Source organism: Caballeronia glebae, from assembly GCF_001545035.1.
Taxonomy (GTDB): domain Bacteria; phylum Pseudomonadota; class Gammaproteobacteria; order Burkholderiales; family Burkholderiaceae; genus Caballeronia; species Caballeronia glebae.
This window is the reverse complement of record NZ_FCOJ02000042.1, coordinates 53,943-72,845: the sequence shown is the minus strand read 5'-3', so window position 1 is coordinate 72,845 and position 18,903 is coordinate 53,943. Positions and strand designations below refer to the sequence as shown.

18 protein-coding genes and 1 riboswitch are annotated in these 18,903 nt (G+C 65.7%); of the genes, 10 read left to right on the top strand and 8 right to left on the bottom strand.

Features of this window, described 5'->3' with window-relative positions; all coding sequences use genetic code 11:
• Nucleotides 1–128: 128 nt before the first annotated feature.
• The 6 genes from AWB82_RS25075 to fliF all read right to left on the bottom strand — a co-directional run bounded on the left by AWB82_RS25075 (nucleotide 129) and on the right by fliF (nucleotide 7,037).
• Nucleotides 129–1,508 carry a flagellar hook-length control protein FliK gene (locus AWB82_RS25075; protein ID WP_086972059.1) on the bottom strand — a complete coding sequence of 460 codons (1,380 nt, stop codon included), beginning with the start codon at nucleotides 1,506–1,508 and terminating at the stop codon, nucleotides 129–131.
• Between the two features lie 30 nt (nucleotides 1,509–1,538).
• Nucleotides 1,539–1,994, bottom strand: a complete 456-nt coding sequence (gene fliJ / locus AWB82_RS25070) for a flagellar export protein FliJ (protein ID WP_086972056.1) — start codon at nucleotides 1,992–1,994, stop codon at nucleotides 1,539–1,541.
• A gap of 65 nt (nucleotides 1,995–2,059) precedes the next feature.
• Nucleotides 2,060–3,619, bottom strand: a complete 1,560-nt coding sequence (gene fliI / locus AWB82_RS25065; RefSeq protein WP_407643041.1) for a flagellar protein export ATPase FliI — start codon at nucleotides 3,617–3,619, stop codon at nucleotides 2,060–2,062.
• The gene (fliH, locus tag AWB82_RS25060; protein WP_086972054.1) at nucleotides 3,613–4,287 is read right to left on the bottom strand and encodes a flagellar assembly protein FliH; all 675 of its coding nucleotides are present in this window, start codon (nucleotides 4,285–4,287) and stop codon (nucleotides 3,613–3,615) included. Before fliH ends, fliI begins: the two co-directional genes overlap by 7 nt.
• Nucleotides 4,280–5,275: a flagellar motor switch protein FliG gene (fliG, locus tag AWB82_RS25055; RefSeq protein WP_086972052.1), complete on the bottom strand. Its 996-nt coding sequence runs from the start codon at nucleotides 5,273–5,275 to the stop codon at nucleotides 4,280–4,282. Before fliG ends, fliH begins: the two co-directional genes overlap by 8 nt.
• On the bottom strand, nucleotides 5,265–7,037 hold the full coding sequence (gene fliF / locus AWB82_RS25050) for a flagellar basal-body MS-ring/collar protein FliF (RefSeq protein WP_086972050.1): 1,773 nt from the start codon (nucleotides 7,035–7,037) through the stop codon (nucleotides 5,265–5,267). Before fliF ends, fliG begins: the two co-directional genes overlap by 11 nt.
• 273 nt (nucleotides 7,038–7,310) lie before the next feature.
• Here fliF and fliE point away from each other — a divergent pair, with 273 nt between their 5' ends.
• The 5 genes from fliE to AWB82_RS25025 all read left to right on the top strand — a co-directional run bounded on the left by fliE (nucleotide 7,311) and on the right by AWB82_RS25025 (nucleotide 10,378).
• Nucleotides 7,311–7,685, top strand: coding sequence for a flagellar hook-basal body complex protein FliE (gene fliE, locus AWB82_RS25045; RefSeq protein ID WP_086972048.1), 375 nt, complete (start codon nucleotides 7,311–7,313; stop codon nucleotides 7,683–7,685).
• A gap of 240 nt (nucleotides 7,686–7,925) precedes the next feature.
• Nucleotides 7,926–8,345: a flagellar export chaperone FliS gene (fliS, locus tag AWB82_RS25040; protein WP_086972046.1), complete on the top strand. Its 420-nt coding sequence runs from the start codon at nucleotides 7,926–7,928 to the stop codon at nucleotides 8,343–8,345.
• Between the two features lie 28 nt (nucleotides 8,346–8,373).
• Nucleotides 8,374–8,703: a flagellar protein FliT gene (locus tag AWB82_RS25035; RefSeq protein ID WP_086972045.1), complete on the top strand. Its 330-nt coding sequence runs from the start codon at nucleotides 8,374–8,376 to the stop codon at nucleotides 8,701–8,703.
• 41 nt (nucleotides 8,704–8,744) lie between these two features.
• Complete coding sequence (fliK, locus tag AWB82_RS25030) at nucleotides 8,745–10,067, top strand: flagellar hook-length control protein FliK (protein WP_086972043.1); 1,323 nt, start codon at nucleotides 8,745–8,747, stop codon at nucleotides 10,065–10,067.
• Entirely contained in the window at nucleotides 10,064–10,378 is a 315-nt protein-coding gene (locus AWB82_RS25025) for an EscU/YscU/HrcU family type III secretion system export apparatus switch protein (RefSeq protein WP_086972041.1), read from the top strand. Before fliK ends, AWB82_RS25025 begins: the two co-directional genes overlap by 4 nt.
• 7 nt (nucleotides 10,379–10,385) lie before the next feature.
• On the opposite strand, the gene AWB82_RS25020 is transcribed toward AWB82_RS25025, so the two are convergent.
• Nucleotides 10,386–12,083 carry an isovaleryl-CoA dehydrogenase gene (locus AWB82_RS25020; RefSeq protein WP_086972039.1) on the bottom strand — a complete coding sequence of 566 codons (1,698 nt, stop codon included), beginning with the start codon at nucleotides 12,081–12,083 and terminating at the stop codon, nucleotides 10,386–10,388.
• 270 nt (nucleotides 12,084–12,353) lie between these two features.
• On the opposite strand from AWB82_RS25020, the gene AWB82_RS25015 reads away from it, so the two are divergent.
• Nucleotides 12,354–14,015 (top strand): OmpA family protein, encoded by a 1,662-nt coding sequence (locus AWB82_RS25015; RefSeq protein WP_086972035.1) that lies wholly within the window; start codon nucleotides 12,354–12,356, stop codon nucleotides 14,013–14,015.
• A gap of 85 nt (nucleotides 14,016–14,100) precedes the next feature.
• Here AWB82_RS25015 and AWB82_RS25010 read toward each other — a convergent pair whose 3' ends face one another.
• On the bottom strand, nucleotides 14,101–15,045 hold the full coding sequence (locus AWB82_RS25010; protein ID WP_086972033.1) for a LysR family transcriptional regulator: 945 nt from the start codon (nucleotides 15,043–15,045) through the stop codon (nucleotides 14,101–14,103).
• A gap of 129 nt (nucleotides 15,046–15,174) precedes the next feature.
• Here AWB82_RS25010 and AWB82_RS25005 point away from each other — a divergent pair, with 129 nt between their 5' ends.
• The 4 genes from AWB82_RS25005 to ahcY all read left to right on the top strand — a co-directional run bounded on the left by AWB82_RS25005 (nucleotide 15,175) and on the right by ahcY (nucleotide 18,853).
• Nucleotides 15,175–15,618, top strand: a complete 444-nt coding sequence (locus tag AWB82_RS25005; protein ID WP_086972032.1) for a CidA/LrgA family protein — start codon at nucleotides 15,175–15,177, stop codon at nucleotides 15,616–15,618.
• A 10-nt stretch (nucleotides 15,619–15,628) separates the two neighbouring features.
• Nucleotides 15,629–16,351, top strand: a complete 723-nt coding sequence (locus AWB82_RS25000; protein WP_086972067.1) for an LrgB family protein — start codon at nucleotides 15,629–15,631, stop codon at nucleotides 16,349–16,351.
• A gap of 94 nt (nucleotides 16,352–16,445) precedes the next feature.
• Nucleotides 16,446–17,234, top strand: coding sequence for a glycosyltransferase family 2 protein (locus AWB82_RS24995; RefSeq protein WP_086972030.1), 789 nt, complete (start codon nucleotides 16,446–16,448; stop codon nucleotides 17,232–17,234).
• A gap of 28 nt (nucleotides 17,235–17,262) precedes the next feature.
• Nucleotides 17,263–17,399: riboswitch (S-adenosyl-L-homocysteine riboswitch) on the top strand.
• A 32-nt stretch (nucleotides 17,400–17,431) separates the two neighbouring features.
• Nucleotides 17,432–18,853 carry an adenosylhomocysteinase gene (ahcY, locus tag AWB82_RS24990; RefSeq protein ID WP_086972028.1) on the top strand — a complete coding sequence of 474 codons (1,422 nt, stop codon included), beginning with the start codon at nucleotides 17,432–17,434 and terminating at the stop codon, nucleotides 18,851–18,853.
• Nucleotides 18,854–18,903: the final 50 nt, after the last annotated feature.

Sequence of the window (18,903 nt, the reverse complement as noted above, 5' to 3'; positions counted from 1 at the left end):
GCGGGCGTGACGAGCTGCTTTCTTTGGTTACTTTCTTTGCAGCCGCAAAGAAAGTGACTGCCGCCCCGCACAGGGGCAGCGCTAATAGACCGACACGAAATCGGGATCCGGCGACAAACCCAAAAAATTCAAGCAAACGTATCGACGAGCCCAACCGTCCGCCGCACCGGCACACTGACGCCGCCAACGACCGCCCCATCCCCGCCGACGCCATCGATCCCACCAGCCCCACGCCTGCCGCCCGAACCCGAACCCGAACGATCGCCTCCGCTCTCCTGCTGCGACTGCCGCGCAAACGCCGACCCATCTGACACAGAAGCGCTCCCGAGACTAATACCGTTCGCTTCCATCGCTTCGCGCAGCTTCGGCATGGCGGCCTCGACCGCCTCGCGCACCTGCGCATGCTGCGACACGAACAACGCGTGAGCGTGGCTGTCGGAAACCTGCAATGTCACCTGCAACGGCCCCAGATCTTTCGGATTGAGCGTCAATTCAGCGCTCTGCTGATCCGCCTTCGAAAGAAACACGACCTTCTGACTGAACGCGTCGTCCCAGCCCGACCCGCCCACGTGCGGCGCAATCGCCGCGCTCGTCGCCGAGGCAATCGCGCCCTGCGGACTCGACACCGCCGAAGTCGCCGATGCCGTCTGCATCGCCACCGCATGCGCGGCCGCGTCGGCAGCTTGCTTGTACGCAGCCGTCGCGGCGTCCGTGGATGTCGCCGGCACGGCCTGCGCGGTTGCGAGCGCGGCGGCGTCGACCGCTTTGTCGTCGGTCTTCGCATTCGCCGTGAGCCCGATCAGGCCCGCGCCCTTTCCGCCCTTCGCGAAGAGGCCGCCTTGATCCTCGTCCTTCGCGCCCTCTCGCGCCGTCGCGACGGAACCGTTCGCCGCCGCGTTCGCGGGCAGCGCGTTGGGCTGCGCGTTGTTCATCGATGCAAGCGCGGCGGCAAGCGCGTCCTGCGCGGATTTCACGTCGCCGCTCTTGTGCGTGGCGCCCGTCGATTTGTCGTCATCGGTCGAAGCGCCCGTCGTTACGACAGACGCCGCGTCGGTCGCATCGGCGAGCGTGGCGTCGGTGTCGTCGCCGGCATTCGCGGCGTCGGCGCGTGCTTTCGCTTGCGCAGCCGCTGCGGCCGCATCCGCCGACGAACCCTGCGCCGCCGGTTTCGATGTCTCCGACGCTTCGCTCTTGCCCGCGTTCTTCGACGCCTCCTTCGACGCGTCCGTCCGATCGGGCTTCGCGGCGGCCTGCGTATCGGCCGCGTCATCGCTCTTCGATGCCGCATCCGAACCGCTGTCGTCCGGCTTCGGCGCGTCGTGCACGCTCGATTTGTCGGCGGAAGAATCCGCGAGCGCCTGAGCCGCCTGCGCATCGGCGTTGGCCTTGTCGGTGATGCCTTGCAGCGTCATGCCGAACGACGCGCCGGCGCTCGCCGCGCGCGCAGCCGCGGACTTGCTCGATGACGTGGCGCCCGACAGCGCGCCGAGAAGAGAAACGGAGGACATGCTGAGCCTCTGGAAATATCGATGAATGGATTACGACGAAGCGCGCTCGGCGCGCATGCGCAACACCTTGGCGGCGTGTTCGTCGGATTCGCGCTGCTCGACGCGCGCGGCCTTTTTCGCGAGCATCGCCTCGCCGCGCGCGGCCAGCACTTCGTAGCTGCCGAGCTTCTGCTTCTTCAGACGCCAGTCGGGTTTCGCCGCCTCGATGCGCTGATCGGCCAGCAGAAGCAGCGTGCGCTGCTGCGCGATGGCGGCATCGAGCGTATCGACGAACGCCTGGAAGTTGCGCAGCGTCTGCGCCGTGGTGCCTTGCTGCGCCGACGCCGTGAAGCGCGCGTGATACTCGTCGCGATAGGTCACGAGCGCGTTCAGTTGCGTTTCGATCTCGTTTCGTTCCTGCTGAAGCTTGCCGAGCTTCCTGGAGGCGGCGTCGAGATCCTCTTCGGCGAGTTCGATGAGGGTGTTGATCGGCAGATTCTTGGACATGGCGTGGCGGTCCCGTATGGTCTTTGGGCGTTCTTCTGATGAATGCTTCGGATGCTATTCGAAAATTATTCGAACAGTTGATTCAACATCGCGATGCTCGGCTCGAACGGCGCCTCTTCGCGAAAACCTTGCTGCAAAAACGACTCCATGCGCGGATACAGCGCGATCGCGCGGTCGAGCAACGGGTCGCGTCCGCTCGAATACGCGCCCACGTTGATCAGGTCCTTGTTGCGCTGATAGCGCGAGAGCATCTGCTTGAAAAGACGCACGCGTTCGAGATGCTTTTCGTCGATGAGCGCGGTCATCGCGCGGCTGATCGACTGTTCGATGTCGATGGCCGGATAGTGTCCAGCCTCCGCGAGCGAGCGGTTCAGCACGATATGGCCATCGAGAATCGCGCGCGCCGAGTCGGCGATCGGGTCCTGCTGATCGTCGCCTTCGGTGAGCACGGTGTAGAACGCCGTGATCGAGCCGCCGCCTTCCGGACCGTTGCCGGTGCGCTCGACGAGCGCCGGCAGCTTCGCGAACACCGAAGGCGGATAACCTTTGGTCGCGGGCGGTTCGCCGATCGCGAGCGCGATCTCGCGCTGGGCCATCGCGTAACGCGTGAGCGAATCCATCAGCATCAGCACGTGCTTGCCCTGATCGCGGAAATATTCGGCGAGCGAGGTCGTGTACGCGGCGGCCTGCATCCGCAGCACGGGCGACACGTCGGCGGGCGCGGCCACGACGACCGAGCGCGCGAGACCGTCCTCGCCCAGAATCTGCTCGATGAATTCCTTCACTTCGCGGCCACGTTCGCCAATCAGCCCGATCACGATCACTTCCGCGCTCGTGTAGCGCGCCATCGTGCCGAGCAACACCGACTTGCCGACGCCCGAGCCCGCGAACAGGCCCATGCGCTGGCCGCGCCCGACCGTCAGCAGCGTGTTGATCGCGCGCACGCCGACGTCGAGCACTTTGTGAATCGGCTCGCGATTCAGCGGGTTGATGACCGGCGAGGACAGCGGCGCATCGACTTTCGCGCCGAGCGGGCCGAGCCCGTCGAGCGGACGGCCGGACGCATCGACCACGCGGCCGAGCATTTCCCAGCCGACGGGCAAGCGCTTCGCACCGGCCATCGGATCGTTGATCGGCGCGCTTTCGAGCGGATAGACGCGCGCGCCCGGCAGAAGACCGGCGACTTCGGTCGTCGGCATTAGAAAGAGCTTGTCGCCCGAGAAGCCGACGACTTCGGCTTCGGCTGTCGGAATCGAGCTGCCGGGCGGCAACTCGATCATGCATTCGGAGCCGACACCCATCTTCAGGCCGACCGCTTCGAGCACGAGACCGGCGGCGCGCGTGAGACGCCCGCACGAGCGCAAGGGCTTGGCGAGTTCGCTGCGCAACTTGAGCGCGTCGAGTTTTTCGCGCCACGTATCGATGTGCGGATTGCCCGCGATATCGGCGAGTTCGGCGATGGTGCGCGCGGCGAGTCTGTCGGGCGAATCGCTGTCGAAATCGTCGTCGCTGGCGAGCGGTCCGAACGACGCGCGCGCCAGTTCCTGTTCGAGCGCGCTCAGTCCATCCTGCGTAATGCGATGTGTCTGGCTGTGCGTCTGGCTGTGTGTTTGTCCATTTACCACGGCTTGTTTCTCCCCAATGCAGCCACGACGCGCTCCCAGCGCGACACGTTGGTCGCGTCGATTTCGCCGGTCGCGGCGTGCGCCTTGCAGCCGCCGCGCTCGATTTCCGGGTCGGGGCGCACGGTCCAGCCCGCGCCTTCGAGTTCGTCCTTCAGATACGCATCGACGATCGGCATGTCGGCCGGATTCACGACGAGCGTCGGCGCGCCGGAAAGCTCCGGCTCGGCGGCGATCACTTCACGCGCCACGGCGACGAGCGCGGTCGGGTCGAGCGCGAGATGCTGGCGCACGACCTGCTGCGCGATGTCGACCGCGAGTTCCGCCAGCGATTCCGCGATGGCGGCATCGGCGGCGGCAAGCGCGGTCTTGAACGCATCGGCGATTTCGGCGAGACGCGCGGCCTGCGCGAGCGCTTCCTTGCGGCCGTCTTCGAAACCCTTCGCCTGGCCTTGTTCGTAACCGGCCTGATAACCGAGCGCCTGACCCGCGACGTGACCCTTCGCGAGACCTTGCTGATACGCGTCGTCCTCGACTCGGCGCAGGTGCGCTTCGAGCGCGGCCTGTTCCGCCGCGCTGTTGTCGACCGTCACGGTGACGGGATCGAACGACGCCATTTCCCAGCGCTGATACGCCGAGACCGGAGCCTTCTGCGCGCGGGCATCAGACATACGCGTCCTCCGCCTTGCCGCCTAGCTGGATCTGGCCGTTTTCCGCGAGATTGCGCACGATCTGCAGGATCTTGCGCTGCTGCTGCTCGACTTCCGACACCCGCACCGGACCGCGCGAATCGAGGTCTTCCGCGAGCAGTTCGGCCGCACGCTGCGACATGTTCGACAGGAACTTCTGACGCAGCGCCGGCTGCGCGCCCTTCAGCGACACGATCAGCGTCTCCGACTCCACTTCCTTCAGCAGAAGCTGGATCGCGCGGTCTTCCAGGTCGAGCAGGTTCTCGAACACGAACATCTGGTCGATGATCTTCTGCGCAAGCTCGGCGTCGTATTCGCGCACGTTCGAGATGACGCCTTCCTCGTGATTGCTCGACATGAAGTTCAAAATTTCCGCCGCCGTGCGGATGCCGCCCATCGGCGCGCGCTTCAGGTTGTCGCTGCCGGAGAGGAGCGTCGTGAGCACGTCGTCGAGTTCGCGCAGCGCGGCGGGCTGAATGCCGTCGAGCGTCGCGATGCGCAGAAGCACGTCGTTGCGCAGACGCTCGGTCAGCAGCGACACGATCTCCGACGCCTGATCGCGATCCAGGTGCACGAGAATCGTCGCGATGATCTGCGGATGCTCGTTCTTGATCAGTTCCGCGACCGCGCCCGAGTCCATCCACTTCAGGCCTTCGATGCCGCTCGTATCGCTGCCCTGCAGGATACGGTCGATCAGCGCGCCGGCCTTGGTTTCGCCGAGCGCCTTGGTCAGCACCGAGCGGATGTACTCGCTCGAATCGAGCGACAGCGCGGTGTGCTGCTCCGCTTCGGACACGAATTCGGTCAGCACGTTGTCGAGCTGCTCGCGCGTCACGTTTTTCAGCGCCGCCATGGTCGCGCCGATCTTCTGCACCTCGCGCGGGGCGAGATACTTGAAAACTTCGGCGGCTTCTTCCTCACCGATCGACATCAGGAGGAGAGCGGCTTTGTTCAGGCCTTCAGCGTTCATCGGACACCCAGTTCTTAACGACCGTCGCAACGATTCTCGCGTCCTGACGCGCCACCATGCGCGCGTAGTCGAGATTGCGATCGAATTTGGCTTTCTTGCTTTCGTGACCGAGGAGACTCACCTCGGCATCCTTGTCTTCGTCTTCCAGCTTCTGGCCGCCATCGAGCGACGGGCCGTCGAGGAGCGAGAGTTCATCCGGCGCGGCGAGCGTGGGCGCGGCTTCGGGCGGCGGCGGGAAGGCGCGGCGCATCGCCGGCTTCACCATGCTGAAGTACAGGAACAGACCGACGATGCCGATGCCCACGTACTTCGCCGCCTGGATGCCCCACGCGATCATCTGCGGGGTGCGCCACCACGGGGCGTCCGGCGTCACGTTCAGATCGGCCGAGAACGCGCTGTTCACGACGTTCACCGAGTCGCCGCGCTTGTCGTCGAAGCCCATCGCGTCCTTCACGAGTTGCTGGACCTGCGCGAGCTTGTCGGCGGCGAGCGGCGTCATCGTGACGTTGCCCTTCGCGTCGACCTTCTTGTCGTAGTTCACGACCACCGCCACCGACAGACGCTTGATGCCGCCCGTCGCCTGCTCGTAGTGGCGCACCGTGCGATCCACTTCGTAGTTCGTCGTCGTGTCCTTGCGCTGGTTTTGCGGCGTGGATTTCGCCGCTGCGCCCGCCGCGCCCGATGCCGCCGCGTCGATTGGCGCGGAAGCCGCTTGCGGCGGCTGGTTCGACAGCGCGCCCGGCACGCCGCCGGCGCCGCTGCCCGACGTTTCGCTCGATTCGCTCGACTGCTGGCTGCGGATCGCCGTGGCTTGCGGGTTGGCGTTCGGGCCGTAGCTTTCGGCGGTTTGTTCGAGCTTCGAGAAGTCGATGTCGGCGCTCACCTGCGAACGCGCATTGCCGGCGCCGAAGAGCGGCGCGAGGATCGCGTCGATGCGCTTTTGCGTGTTGTGCTCGATCTGCTGCACGTACTTCAGTTGCGACGCGTCGAGGCCGTTCGCGACGCTCTGGCTCGTCAGCAGGTTGCCGTCCTGATCGACGATATTGACGTTCTTCACCGGCATGTCCGCCACGCCCGACGCCACCATGTGCGCGATCGCGACCACCTGGCCTTCGTCAAGCACGCGGCCGGGATACAGATTGACCATCACCGAGGCGGTCGGCAATTCCTTGTCGCGCACGAAGACGCTCGGCTTCGGAATCGCCAGATGCACGCGCGCCGACTTCACCGACGAAATCGCGCCGATCGTGCGCTCCAGCTCGCCTTCCAGCGCGCGCTGATAGTTGACCTGCTCCGCGAACTGGCTGATGCCGAACTTCTGGTTGTCCATCAGCTCGAAGCCGACCGAGCCGCTCTTCGGCAAGCCCTGGCTCGCGAGGCGCAGACGCGTTTCGTGCACCTGTTCAGCCGGCACGAGAATGGCGCCGCCGCCGTCGGACAGCTTGTAGGCGATGTTGCCCTGCTGAAGCGCGGCAACGATTGCGCCGCCGTCGCGATCGGAGAGATTGGAGAAGAGGACGCGATAGTCCGGCTGGCGCGACCACATGACGAGGCCCGCGACCACCATCACCAGAATCGCGACGGCCACGATGAGCGGCACGCGCGGATTCGAGCGGAACTGGTTGAGCATCGGCACGCGCTGCGCGAAGCCGCCGAAATCGGCGCCCCCGGCGGCCGCGGCCGATCCGGCTGCGCCCGGCTGTGCGCCCGCCAGGCCCAATCTTGCGTCGGGCGTGATGAGTGAGTTATTGGGCGTTTCCATTTAGCGTCGAAGCTCCGAATCCTGAGGTTCTCCTCCCGCCGCTTCCCGCTTTCCATGTAAGCGGCGGTGGAGGACTTTTCACGATGGGGATTATCCGCAGAAGATTGCAAGTCGATTCGGGGAATAGAGCGGGGTTTTCCCCGTTCTTCCCGCGCTTTGAAAAACCATCGGCTGCTAATCTTTTTCGTACTCGGCGAACCTCCGCAATCGCGGCCCGAGCATCAGGTCTGGGCCACGAGCGGCGCCGGCTTTTCCCTGTCACCCGGAGTCAACATGAACTTTCCGATCAATCCGCTTTCCGCCGCGCTGTCGTCGATTCAGTCGATGGCGTCGCAAGCCGCCGGCGGGACCGGCGCTGCGGGCGCCGCGACCGTCGCGTCGGGCGCCGTTACGGGGCATGGCGGGACATCGGGCGCGGCGAGCGCCGGCAGCTTCGCCGACGCGCTGAAATCGTCCATCGACAAGATCAGCGACAACCAGACAAAGGCGCTCGGCGAGGCGCACGCCTTCGAGATCGGCGCGCCGAACGTGTCGCTCAACGACGTGATGGTCGACATGCAGAAGGCGAACGTCGGCCTGCAGTTCGGGCTGCAGGTGCGCAACAAGCTCGTGTCGGCCTACAACGACATCATGCAGATCTCCGTCTGACGGTTCTTTCGCGATCCAGCCCTTAAATCGCTGCGATGGCTCTAGAGCCTTGAGTCCTAAAGCTTTGCCGCGTTTCTCCGATAACCCCGGTAACGGCACGGCGAACGATGGTTCGTCCGCTTCGGCGGGCGGCCCGCTCGCATGCACCGGTTTTTACCGGACCACACGGATCAGGACGAGAGGCACGGCGTCGGCAGGAAGCCCGCGGACGCCGCGGCATCGCATAAGGAGAACCGAGAGATGTATTCCCCAGGACACGCTGGAGCCAACGCCTACGCACGCGTGGGCGTGCAGACAGGGGTGATCGGAGCGAGCCCGCACCGGCTGATCGTCATGCTGTATCAGGGCGCGCGTCAGGCGATCGCGCAGGCGCGCATGCACATGCAGCAGGGCAACATCGGCGCGCGCGGCACGGCGATCGGCAAGGCCATCAGCATCATCGAGAGCGGTTTGCAGCATGCGCTCAACAAGGATGCGGGCGGCGAGATCGCGCAGCGGCTGGACGCGCTGTACACGTATATGACGCACCGGCTGCTCGAAGCGAACGTGAAGCAGGACGAGGCGATGCTCGTCGAGGTCGACGACCTGCTCGCGACGCTCGAAGAAGCCTGGATCGGAATTGGACCGGAAGTGGCGCAAATGACCGCCGTGCCCGCGTGACGGGTATGCGCGCGACTGCCTCGAAAGAATGAAGACGACACAAGAATATTTCGCCCACTACGAAGCCATTGCGGCGGTTTCCGGCCAGATGCTGGTGGCCGCGCGCGGTGGCGAATGGAGCGAGCTGAAGGCGTTGCAGGGCAATTACCGCGAGCTGGTCGAGCGGTTGAAGGAAGTCGATTCCGGTTCGGATCTCGACGAAAATGCCCGCGCGCGCAAGCTGGACCTCGTGAAGAAGATTCTCGCCGACGACGCCGCGATCCGCGATTTGACGTCGCCGAGCCTCGCGCGCCTGTCCGCGCTCTTCACGGTCAACAGCACGGCCCGCGTACTGAAAAAAATGATCGGACTGCGCTAGGTCCGGTCCCGCCGGACGCGGGCGCTTCTGAGGATGTGGGCATGACTGGACTCGATACCGCGATCGCATCGTTGCTCGCCAGCCGCACCGAGCTCCTGATGTCCGCGATCCGCGCGCCGGGCGGCGTGAGCGGCAGCGGCGTGACCGGCGCGAGCGTCGGGCAGACGACGACGCAAACGGACATGGGGCAGAGCGTCGGCGCGCCTGCCGGCGCGGCGGGTCCGGCGGCATCGGCGCAAACCGCGTTCTCGAACGTCGCGCGCACGCTCGACGTGATTTCGCGCTTCGGCGGCGCGACGCCCGCGCTGACCGGCGACGCCCCGCTCTGGCCGACGCCGCCGCGCCCCGCGAGCGCCTTCGCCGCGCTCACGACCGGCCTCTTCGATACCGCTTTCTCCGCCAACGCCGCCGCCGTCGCGAGCGCGCGCGCCGCGACGCAGAATCTGCCGCCGCTGCCCGCCGCCGCGCTGGCGAGCGCGCTCGCGAAAACCGTCGACGAAAGCGGACTCTTCTACGAATCGCATCTCGTGCAATGGCTCGCGGGCCAGCGCAGCACGGCGTCGCTCGGCAACGAGCCGCAGGCGCGCGTCGATGCGCGCTCGATGTCCTTGCCGTTCGATCTCGCGAACGCCGCGTTGCCCGCCGACACCGGTCTCGACGATGCCCGCGCGCCGCAACTCACGCCCGATCTGCCCGATTTTCACGGCCGCCAGATCGCGACGCCGCAGACGCCGCAGCAAGCGGCCGCGCTCGCGGCGTCGGTGCGCGACGCGTCGCCGTCCGAACTCTCGAATTCGCAAAACGGCAACGCCGCGAGCGGCGCGAACGCCCAGAGCGCGGCGCCGAGCCAGCACGAATCGGCGTTGCAGGCGTCGGTCGCGGCGGGCATCCATCCCGCGACGCTCAATGTCGTGCGCCAGCAACTCGACGTCCTCGCGAACCAGCAATTCCGCTGGCAGGGCGAGGCGTGGCCCGGCACGCGCTTCGAATGGGAAGTCGCCCGCGAGCCGCGCGATCAGCGCGCATCCGACGATGTCGCCGACGAACGCGCGTGGCGCACGCGCATCACGCTGTCGCTGCCCGCGCTCGGCACGGTCGATGCCGAACTCGTGCTGGCGGGCGAGAAGCTCGTTGCGCGCATCAAGGCGCGCGACGCGGGCGCGCGCCGTCTCGCCGCCGATGGCGCCGCGTTCGCGCGTCAGCTCGAAGCGGCGGGCATCGCGCTCGCGTCGCTGTCCGTGCGCTCGATGGACGGCACGACCGATCTCGCGCTTTCCGGCGACAAAACCGCCGCAAAAAAGCCGCTGCGCTCGCCGCTCGAACATCTGTTCCGCCCGCCGCACGGCGATGGGAGTGAAGCATGAGCGCGCAGGATCATCCGCCGTACACGCGCAGGCAGGCGACCGCGCTCGCCTACGAAGCGGGCAATCGCGAGGCGACGCCGCGCGTCGTCGCGAAGGGCTACGGCATGGTCGCGGACATGATCGTGCAGCGCGCGAAGGACGCGGGGCTATACGTGCACGAATCGCCGGAAATGGTGTCGCTGCTGATGCAGGTCGATCTCGACGCGCACATTCCGCCCGCCTTGTATCAGGCGGTGGCGGAATTGCTGTCGTGGGTGTATCGGCTGGAGGACGAGGAGCCGATGAAGGAGGCGATGAAAGCGATTCGCTGAAGCCTTTCTACGCGCCAAACGCCCGCGTGACGATCCCCGCGTGATCGAAGCGCCCGGGCAGCGTGCCGTACACGCGGCCGGTTTCGCCGCGCGCATCGCCGAGACGGGATTCGATGAACGCATCCGCGACGTCCTGCGGCGCATGCCGCGCCAGCAACACGCCCTGCGCGCAAAGCGTCAGTTGCTGCGCGACGCGCCTCGCCGACGCTTCCCGCGTCGATGGATCGCCCGTCAGCATGGCAACGAGCGACGCCAGCGCGCCCGCCAGCGCCGGATGCGCGCCAGCAGTCGTCTTCCAGTCGTCGAAGAGCGCGTGCGCCGCGTCCTGCTCGCGCTCGAACGCGCGCAGCACGTCGAGGCACATCACGTTGCCCGAACCCTCCCAGATCGAATTGACCGGCGCCTCGCGATAGAAACGCGCCATCGGCCCGATTTCGACGTAGCCGTTGCCGCCCCACACTTCCATCGCCTCGCCGGTGAATTCGAGCGCGCGCTTGCACACCCAGAACTTCGCGGCCGGCGTGACGATGCGCCGCCACGCGCGCTCGGCGAGCGCTCCGTCCGGCGCGGCGCTCTGCTCGAACGCGCCCGCGAGCCGCATGAAGAGGACCGTCGCCGCTTCGGATTCGAGCGCGAGATCGGCGAGCACGTTGCGCATCAACGGCTGATCGACGAGATGCGCGCCGAACGCGCTGCGCTGGCGCGCGTGATGGATCGCCTGCACGAGGGCCGCGCGCATCAGCGCCCCGCTGCCGATCACGCAATCGAGCCGCGTGAAGTTCGCCATCTCGATGATGGTCGGCACGCCGCGCCCCTCGTCGCCGATCATCACGCCATAGGCATCCAGAAACTCCACTTCGCTGCTCGCGTTCGAGCGATTGCCGAGCTTGTCTTTCAGGCGCTGGACCTGGACCGCGTTCTTGCGGCCGTCCGGCGCGAAACGCGGCACGTAGAAGCACGACAGGCCGCCTTCTTCGGCGGTGCGCGCGAGCACGAGATGCGCGTCGCATTGCGGCGCGGAGAAAAACCATTTGTGACCGACCAGCCGATAAGCGCCGCCGCGTCCCGGCGCGCCGAGCGCGTGCGCGCGCGTGCGGTTGCTGCGCACGTCGGAGCCGCCCTGTTTTTCGGTCATGCCCATGCCGACCATCATCGAATGCTTGCCGGCTTCGAGCGGAATGTCGCGCGGATCGTGCTCGCGCGATAGCAGCGCGTGGGAGACGCGCGCGAACAGGTCGGGTTCGTTGCGCAGAACCGGAATGCTCGCGAAGGTCATCGTGATCGGACACAGCGACCCCGATTCGAGCTGGCCGTGCAAGTAGTAGCCGGCGCAGCGCGCGGCCATCGACCCGGCGCGCGCGGACGGCTCGAACGGCATCGCGTGCAGTCCCTCGCGCCGCAAACGCCGCACCAATTCGTGCCACGCCGGATGAAATTCGACGGCGTCGATGCGCTCGCCGCGCGGACTGTGCGTCGCCAGCGACGGCTCGTGCCGGTTGGCAAGTTCCGCCAGCGCGACGACATCGGGCTGCGTCAGCGCCATGCCGTCGCGCGAGAGCGTCTCCGCGTGCCACTGCGCGCCTTCGCGCTCGACGGCGGCGGCGAGCGCCGGATCGAAAGCGAAGGCGTCATAGCCGACGAGCGGCGACACCTGATTCGTGACGTCGTGTGTCTGCCCGAACGGGCGATCGGCGGGATCGGACATCGTCGGTCTCCTTCCTTGCACGCGCGGAAACGGCCACGCGCGATTCGTTATCTCGGAATTCAGGAATGATAGGCCGAGCATGGATTGGACGTGTAGACGCACCGTTCTTTTCAGAATCGCCAAGAACATTCCGATGCGCGGTTCTAACGCGCCGCTCACTGAGACAAATCCGATTGTTATCCCGACCCAATGAACCGAAGGAGCCCGAACCTATAATCGGCTCGCCTAAATTCGACGAACGCAGTAACGCCTTTCACGGAAGCATTCTTAATGAGCATCAACCTCAATCAACTCGTCCAGGGCGCTTTAACAGAAAGCGTGCTGCAGCAAATTGCCGGGCGCATCGGCTGTGCGCCGGAATCTGCCAGGCGCGTGGTGTCGCTCTGCGGACCGGCGCTCATCGGCGCGATGATGAACAAGGCGTCGACGCTCGAAGGCGCGCGCCACCTGTTCACGGCGATCATGTCGCCGGCGACGAACGCGCTGATCGCCGACGATCTGCCGCAAGCCGTCGCGCACGGCGCGGGCTTCAAAACGCTCCTTGATATCGGCGAGAAAACCGATACCGAAATCGCCTCGCACGACAGCCTCAACCTCCTCGCCGAGCGCATCGCCGAATACACCGGCGTGGCGGCGAGCGCCACGCGCACGCTGGGCGGCGTGGTCAGCGCGACCCTCTTCGGCGTGCTCAAGCGCTATCTCACGCAGCACAACGGCCACCCCGGTCAGCTTCCGACGCTGCTCGGCCATCAGGTGCCGGTGGTGCGCGCGAACATGACGGACGCGTTCGCGCAAGCGCTCGGTCTCGGCACGGTCGGCGCGTTTGTCGCGGGCGTCGTTTCGCGGCTGAAGGCCGTGTCGGCGCATCTCGAACATCCGGCAACGCACGAAGCCGCGGCGTTTACGCAGCCGCAGGAAGCGCCCGCCGCGCCGGAGCAACCCGTGAAGGAAGACGCGGGCAACAAGAAGTGGTGGTGGCTCGCATTGGCCGCTGCGCTGGCGCTGCTCGCGCTTCTGATCGGGCGTGGTTGCACGACGGAGAAGCTGGAGAAATCCGAAGAGACGGCGCCGGCTAAGCGGGACGCGGCGTCCGATCCGAGCGCGGTCACGGCGTCGGCACCCGCTGCCGTCGACCAGGCATCCGCGCCCGCCGCGCTGCCCACCAAGGACGCGACGATGTCCTTCGTCGTCGACGCATCCGGCGTTCCCACGCTGACCGCCACGGTCAGCAGCGAAGACGAGCGCCGCGCACTGATCGACGCCCTCGCGGCGAAGCTCGGCGTGGACAAGTTCAAGGCGAACATCACCGTCGATCCGAACAGGAAGCCGGCCGACTGGATCGGCAAGCTCGACGGCCTGTTGCCGATCATGGCGCTGCCGGGCGCGCAAATGAGCATCGTCGGCCACAAGATCGACCTGAGCGGCCGAGCGGGCGATGCGCCGCTCGGCTGGGTGGACAATCTGAAAACGCTCTTCGGCAACGGCTGGACGATCGGCGCAACCGACACGACGCCCGCGGCCAAGGATCTCGCCGCCTCGGACGCGCACGCAGATGCAGTCTGCTCAGGGAAAGACGTCGTGAAGAGTCTGAATCTGCGTCCGGTCAGCTTCGGCTTCGCGTCGAACTCGCTGCCGCCCGCGGCGCTGAATGCGCTCGCGAAATCCGCGAAGGCGCTGAAGGATTGCAACGCGGCCGGCACGCCGATCAAGCTGCAGATCGGCGGTTTCACGGACAGTTCGGGCGATCCGGCGGTGAATATCAGCCTGTCGGCAAAGCGCGCGGAGACGGTGCGCTTGTATCTGATCCAGCAGGGCGCGCCGGCTGGCTCCCTGACGGCGGAAGGTTTCGGCGACGCGAATCCGATCGGCGACAACGCCACGCGTGACGGCCGCGCGACGAATCGCCGGATCGAGTTCAAGGAATTGAACTGATCCGGGAAACGCCCCGAAAGCCGCTGTGAACAACGCGCCGGTCCGCTCATCGCGGACCGGCGCGTTTTTTATGGCCGCTGGCGATTCAGTTCCCGGGAGCGCCGGGTCGCGCGCGCGGAAAGCCATCGGCCATGAAATCCTGATCCAGATTGGCGGGCAGCATTTCCCGCGCGACTTTTATCCACGCGCGCGCCGCGTGCGACAGATAGCCGTTGCGCCGCCAGCCGAGCGCCATGTCCCAGTGAATTTCCGGCGCGACGACCGGACGGCACGTGAAGGCGCTGGCGTCGAGACGCCGGCAGTACGGCGCGGGTAGCAACGCGATGCCGATGCCGGCCTGCACCAGCGCCGCCATGAAATCCCAGTGCCCGCTGCGACCGACGATCGTCGGCGCGAAACCTGCCTCGCGGCACGCGTTGAGCACGACGTCGTTGAGCGCGAGGCTCTCGCCGTAGAACACGAACGGCTCGGCGGCAAGATCGGTGAGCGCGACTTCGCGGGCATCGTCCCAGCGCGAGCCCTTCTGCGCGACGAGCCACAGAATCTGCCGGCTGACCGGCAGGACGTCGAACATCGCGGTGTCCACCGGCTGCAAGACGCCGCCCAGTTCGAGCTCGCCGTCGATCAGCGCCGCCTCGATCGCCTTCGAGCCGCGCTCGAACAGCTTGAGTTCGACCTTCGGATACCGCTGCCGGAACGCGGCGATGGCCGGCGTGAAGAGCGATCCGCCCATCGGCGGAATGCCGATCGTCAATGTGCCGCGCCCGAACGTGCCGAGATCGTTTAGTTCGGCTTCCAGACGCGCGTGCGCCGCCAGCACCTCGACGCCGCGTTGCCAGACGATCTGTCCGGCGTCCGTCAACACCATCTGCCGGCCTTCGCGCAAAAGCAGCGGCGAGCCGACCTCATCTTCCAGTGCCTTCACCATTTTGCTGATGGTCGGCTGCGTCACGAACATGTGTTCGGCGGCAGCCGTGAAGCTCTTTTGCTTCACCACTTCGATGAAGTACCGCAAAGCGCGTAATTCCATCGTCGGCTCCGAATTCCAGTTTGGAATAATTTGAATAAGGTTAAGTCATTTTTATTATGCGAGGGGCGCCCATATACTCTGACTACGGGATAACCCTAATCAATTGCCTTCCACCGCACGAGAGCCGCCATGTCCGACGCCCTGCCGATCAAAACGCTGTCCGCCTTCGCCCGCTTTCTGCGCGTCGCGGTGCAGTCCGCTGCGCTCGCGGCGATCTGGGTCGTCGCGGATTTCGTCGCGCGCAAGCTGGCGCTGCCCGTGCCGGGCGGCGTGATCGGCCTCGTCGCGCTGCTCGCGCTGTTGTTCTGCGGCGGCATCGCGCCGCGCTGGGTCAAGGCGGGCGCGGACTGGCTGCTTTCCGACATGCTCCTGTTCTTCATTCCGGCGGCGGTCGCGGCGGTTCAGTATGGCGGTCTCTTCATGGAAGACGGCTGGCGGCTCGCGCTCGTGGTCGTCGCGGGCACGTTGATGGTGATGGTGGCCGTCGCGTTCGCCGTCGACCGTGCGGCGCGCCTCGAACGCCATCTCGCATTGCGTCGCGTGCTCGTCGCGCGGCATGCGGCGCGCGCCTGAGCGAGCGGACATGAACCACTTTATCGACTCCCTCTTCGAAGACGACGCCGCGCGCCTCATCGCGGCGGGCTGCTTCGTGCTGACCGTCGCGCTGTATTTCGCGGCCAAGCAGCTCTATGCGCGCTTCAGGCGGCCGTGGCTCACGCCGCTTCTGGCCGTGCCGGCGGTGCTCGCGGTCATCGTCGTGGCGGCGCGCATTCCGTACTCGGTCTATTACACCGACACGCGCTGGCTCATGTGGCTGCTCGGCCCGGCGACGGTCGCGTTCGCGGTGCCGATCTACGAATACCGCGAACTGATCAAACGGCACTGGATTTCGCTCACCGTCGGCGTCACGGTCGGCATTCTGGTGGCGGTCGGCGGATCGCTTGCGCTCGCGAAACTGCTCCATTTGTCGCCGGAACTGCAACGCAGCCTCGCGACGCGCTCGGTCTCCACGCCGTTCGCGCTCGCCGTCTCCGACAAAATCCACGCGCCGAAGGACCTGACCGCGCTCTTCGTGATCGCGACGGGCGTCTGCGGCATGCTCTTCGGCGAAATCGTGCTCGCGCTGGTGCCGCTGCGCACGCGGCTCGCGCGCGGCGCGCTGTTCGGAGCGGCGGCGCACGGCGTTGGCACGGCGAAGGCGCGCGAATTGGGGAACGAAGAGGGCGTCGTCGCCAGTCTGACGATGATGATCGCCGGTGTCGTCATGGTCTTGCTGGCTCCTCTACTCTCCGCGCTGCCGTTCTAGTTCGCGTACTTCGGATGATTTTGAGATTGGTCCGACTCAGCGCGGGCCGCTCGACGGATACATTCGAGGGCTGAATCTCGTCCCGAATCGCGCCATGCTCCCCACGTCAGTCATCATTCCCTGTTTCAACGCGGCTTCCACGCTTTCCCGCGCGCTCGACAGTTGCATCGCGCAGCCTGAAGCATCGCAGATCATCGTCGTGGACGACGGCTCGGCCGACGCTTCGAGGGACATCGCCGCGCACTACGCCGCACAGTGCCCGCGCGTGAAATCATTGCCGCTGAGCCAGAACAGCGGCCCCGCGCGGGCGCGCAACTGGGGCGCGATGCACGCCGATTTCGACACGCTCGCCTTCCTCGACGCCGACGACGAATACGTGCCCGGCGCGCTGGCGGACGCAACGGGGTTTCTGGCGCGCCATCCGGATCGGCCGAGCATCCGGCTGAATATCGAGTTTTGCGGCTTTCCCGACGAAATCACGCGTCATCCCGATTTCGAGCGACTTTCCGGCCTGATAGCGGGCACTGTCCCGAGCAGCCTGGTGATTCGCCGCTCGGCTTTCATGGCGCTCGGCGGCTTTCCTGCTGATGAAATCTTTCGCGTGGCCGGAGGCGAAGACATGCCGCTCTCAAAGGCGCTCTTCCTGCTTTTCGAAAACAGACGCCTGACGGGGAACAGGAGTGTGCGCATGCATTTTCATGCGGGCATCCACGCGGCGCGGTTCTTTTCCATCAACATGGGATTCTCGACCGATCCCGATCCGGCCCAGACCGCCGCGCTGATTGAAGAACAGATGCGCGTCGCACGTCGCGCCGTCGCTGCGTTCGAGGAGTTGCGCGGCTTCGGAATCAGGAACCTTTCGCACGGCGCTCAGGCGAAGTAGCGCGGCTTTTTTGCTACAATCGACGCTCGTTTCCGAGGAGCGTTGCGACGGGCGATTCTTCATAATCCACCCGCCAGGCTCGGAAGCATTCAATCCGGACGGTTCAAAAGCGCCATGCAGTCAAGGCGCCCGTTGAGCCACCGCATCGAACGGCGCTCACGTCAACATTTCTAGTCTTTTTAGAAAAGGAGGGCGTGATGAACGCCGCAGTTCTCGATTCCAAGAATCACAAGGATTTCGTCGTCGCCGACATGTCGCTGGCCGCATGGGGCCGCAAGGAACTCGACATCGCCGAAACGGAAATGCCGGGTCTCATCCAGACGCGCGAAGAGTACAAGGCGCAGCAGCCGCTGAAGGGCGCGCGCATTGCCGGTTCGCTGCACATGACCATCCAGACGGGCGTTCTCATCGAAACGCTCACCGCGCTCGGCGCGGACGTGCGCTGGGCTTCGTGCAACATCTTCTCGACGCAGGACCACGCAGCCGCCGCGATCGCCGCGGGCGGCACGCCGGTGTTCGCGTTCAAGGGCGAATCGCTCGACGAATACTGGGAATTCTCGCATCGCATTTTCGAATGGCCGAACGGCGAATTCGCCAACATGATTCTCGATGACGGCGGCGACGCAACGCTGCTGCTCATTCTCGGCGCGAAGGCTGAAAAGGACCGCTCGGTCATCGCCAAGCCGACGAACGAGGAAGAAATCGCGCTGTACAAGTCGATCGCATCGCACCTCGACGCCGATCCGACGTGGTACTCCACGCGCCTCGCGCACATTCAGGGCGTGACGGAAGAAACCACCACGGGCGTGCATCGCCTGTATCAGATGGAAAAGGACGGCCGCCTGCCGTTCCCGGCCATCAACGTGAACGATTCGGTCACGAAGTCGAAGTTCGACAATCTGTACGGCTGCCGCGAGTCGCTCGTCGACGGCATCAAGCGCGCGACCGACGTGATGATCGCGGGCAAGATCGCGCTGGTCGCGGGCTACGGCGACGTGGGCAAGGGCTGCGCGCAATCGCTGCGCGGTCTGGGCGCGACGGTGTGGATCACGGAAATCGATCCGATCTGCGCGTTGCAAGCCGCGATGGAAGGCTACCGCGTCGTGACGATGGAATACGCCGCGAGCCGCGCCGACATTTTCGTGACGGCGACGGGCAACTTCCACGTCATCAACCACGATCACATGAAGGCGATGCGCAACAACGCGATCGTCTGCAACATCGGCCACTTCGATTCGGAAATCGATATTGCTTCCACGCGCCAGTACACGTGGGACAACATCAAGCCGCAAGTCGATCACATCGTCTTCCCGGACGGCAAGAAGATCATCATTCTGGCTGAAGGCCGTCTGGTGAACCTCGGCTGCGCGACGGGCCATCCGTCGTTCGTGATGTCGAACTCGTTCACGAACCAGACGCTCGCGCAGATCGAACTGTTCTGCCAGGGCGAGAAGTACGAGAACAAGGTCTACGTGCTGCCGAAGCATCTCGACGAAAAGGTCGCGCGTCTGCACCTCGGGCGCATCGGCGCGGAACTGACCGTGCTGTCGGACGAGCAGGCCGGCTACATCGGCGTCGACAAGAGCGGCCCGTTCAAGCCGAACCACTATCGCTATTAATCGCTGACGGCGGCGGTATCTTGCGCGGGCGTGACGACCACGCCCGCGCG

Excerpts from the sequence above, each read along its gene's own strand:
- AWB82_RS25075 (WP_086972059.1), bottom strand. The coding sequence starts at position 1,508 with ATGTCCTCCGTTTCTCTTCTCGGCGCGCTGTCGGGCGCCACGTCATCG.
- fliJ (WP_086972056.1), bottom strand. The coding sequence starts at position 1,994 with ATGTCCAAGAATCTGCCGATCAACACCCTCATCGAACTCGCCGAAGAG.
- fliH (WP_086972054.1), bottom strand. The coding sequence starts at position 4,287 with ATGTCTGATGCCCGCGCGCAGAAGGCTCCGGTCTCGGCGTATCAGCGC.
- fliG (WP_086972052.1), bottom strand. The coding sequence starts at position 5,275 with ATGAACGCTGAAGGCCTGAACAAAGCCGCTCTCCTCCTGATGTCGATC.
- fliF (WP_086972050.1), bottom strand. The coding sequence starts at position 7,037 with ATGGAAACGCCCAATAACTCACTCATCACGCCCGACGCAAGATTGGGC.
- fliE (WP_086972048.1), top strand. The coding sequence starts at position 7,311 with ATGAACTTTCCGATCAATCCGCTTTCCGCCGCGCTGTCGTCGATTCAG.
- fliS (WP_086972046.1), top strand. The coding sequence starts at position 7,926 with ATGTATTCCCCAGGACACGCTGGAGCCAACGCCTACGCACGCGTGGGC.
- AWB82_RS25035 (WP_086972045.1), top strand. The coding sequence starts at position 8,374 with ATGAAGACGACACAAGAATATTTCGCCCACTACGAAGCCATTGCGGCG.
- fliK (WP_086972043.1), top strand. The coding sequence starts at position 8,745 with ATGACTGGACTCGATACCGCGATCGCATCGTTGCTCGCCAGCCGCACC.
- AWB82_RS25025 (WP_086972041.1), top strand. The coding sequence starts at position 10,064 with ATGAGCGCGCAGGATCATCCGCCGTACACGCGCAGGCAGGCGACCGCG.
- AWB82_RS25020 (WP_086972039.1), bottom strand. The coding sequence starts at position 12,083 with ATGTCCGATCCCGCCGATCGCCCGTTCGGGCAGACACACGACGTCACG.
- AWB82_RS25015 (WP_086972035.1), top strand. The coding sequence starts at position 12,354 with ATGAGCATCAACCTCAATCAACTCGTCCAGGGCGCTTTAACAGAAAGC.
- AWB82_RS25010 (WP_086972033.1), bottom strand. The coding sequence starts at position 15,045 with ATGGAATTACGCGCTTTGCGGTACTTCATCGAAGTGGTGAAGCAAAAG.
- AWB82_RS25005 (WP_086972032.1), top strand. The coding sequence starts at position 15,175 with ATGTCCGACGCCCTGCCGATCAAAACGCTGTCCGCCTTCGCCCGCTTT.
- AWB82_RS25000 (WP_086972067.1), top strand. The coding sequence starts at position 15,629 with ATGAACCACTTTATCGACTCCCTCTTCGAAGACGACGCCGCGCGCCTC.
- AWB82_RS24995 (WP_086972030.1), top strand. The coding sequence starts at position 16,446 with ATGCTCCCCACGTCAGTCATCATTCCCTGTTTCAACGCGGCTTCCACG.
- ahcY (WP_086972028.1), top strand. The coding sequence starts at position 17,432 with ATGAACGCCGCAGTTCTCGATTCCAAGAATCACAAGGATTTCGTCGTC.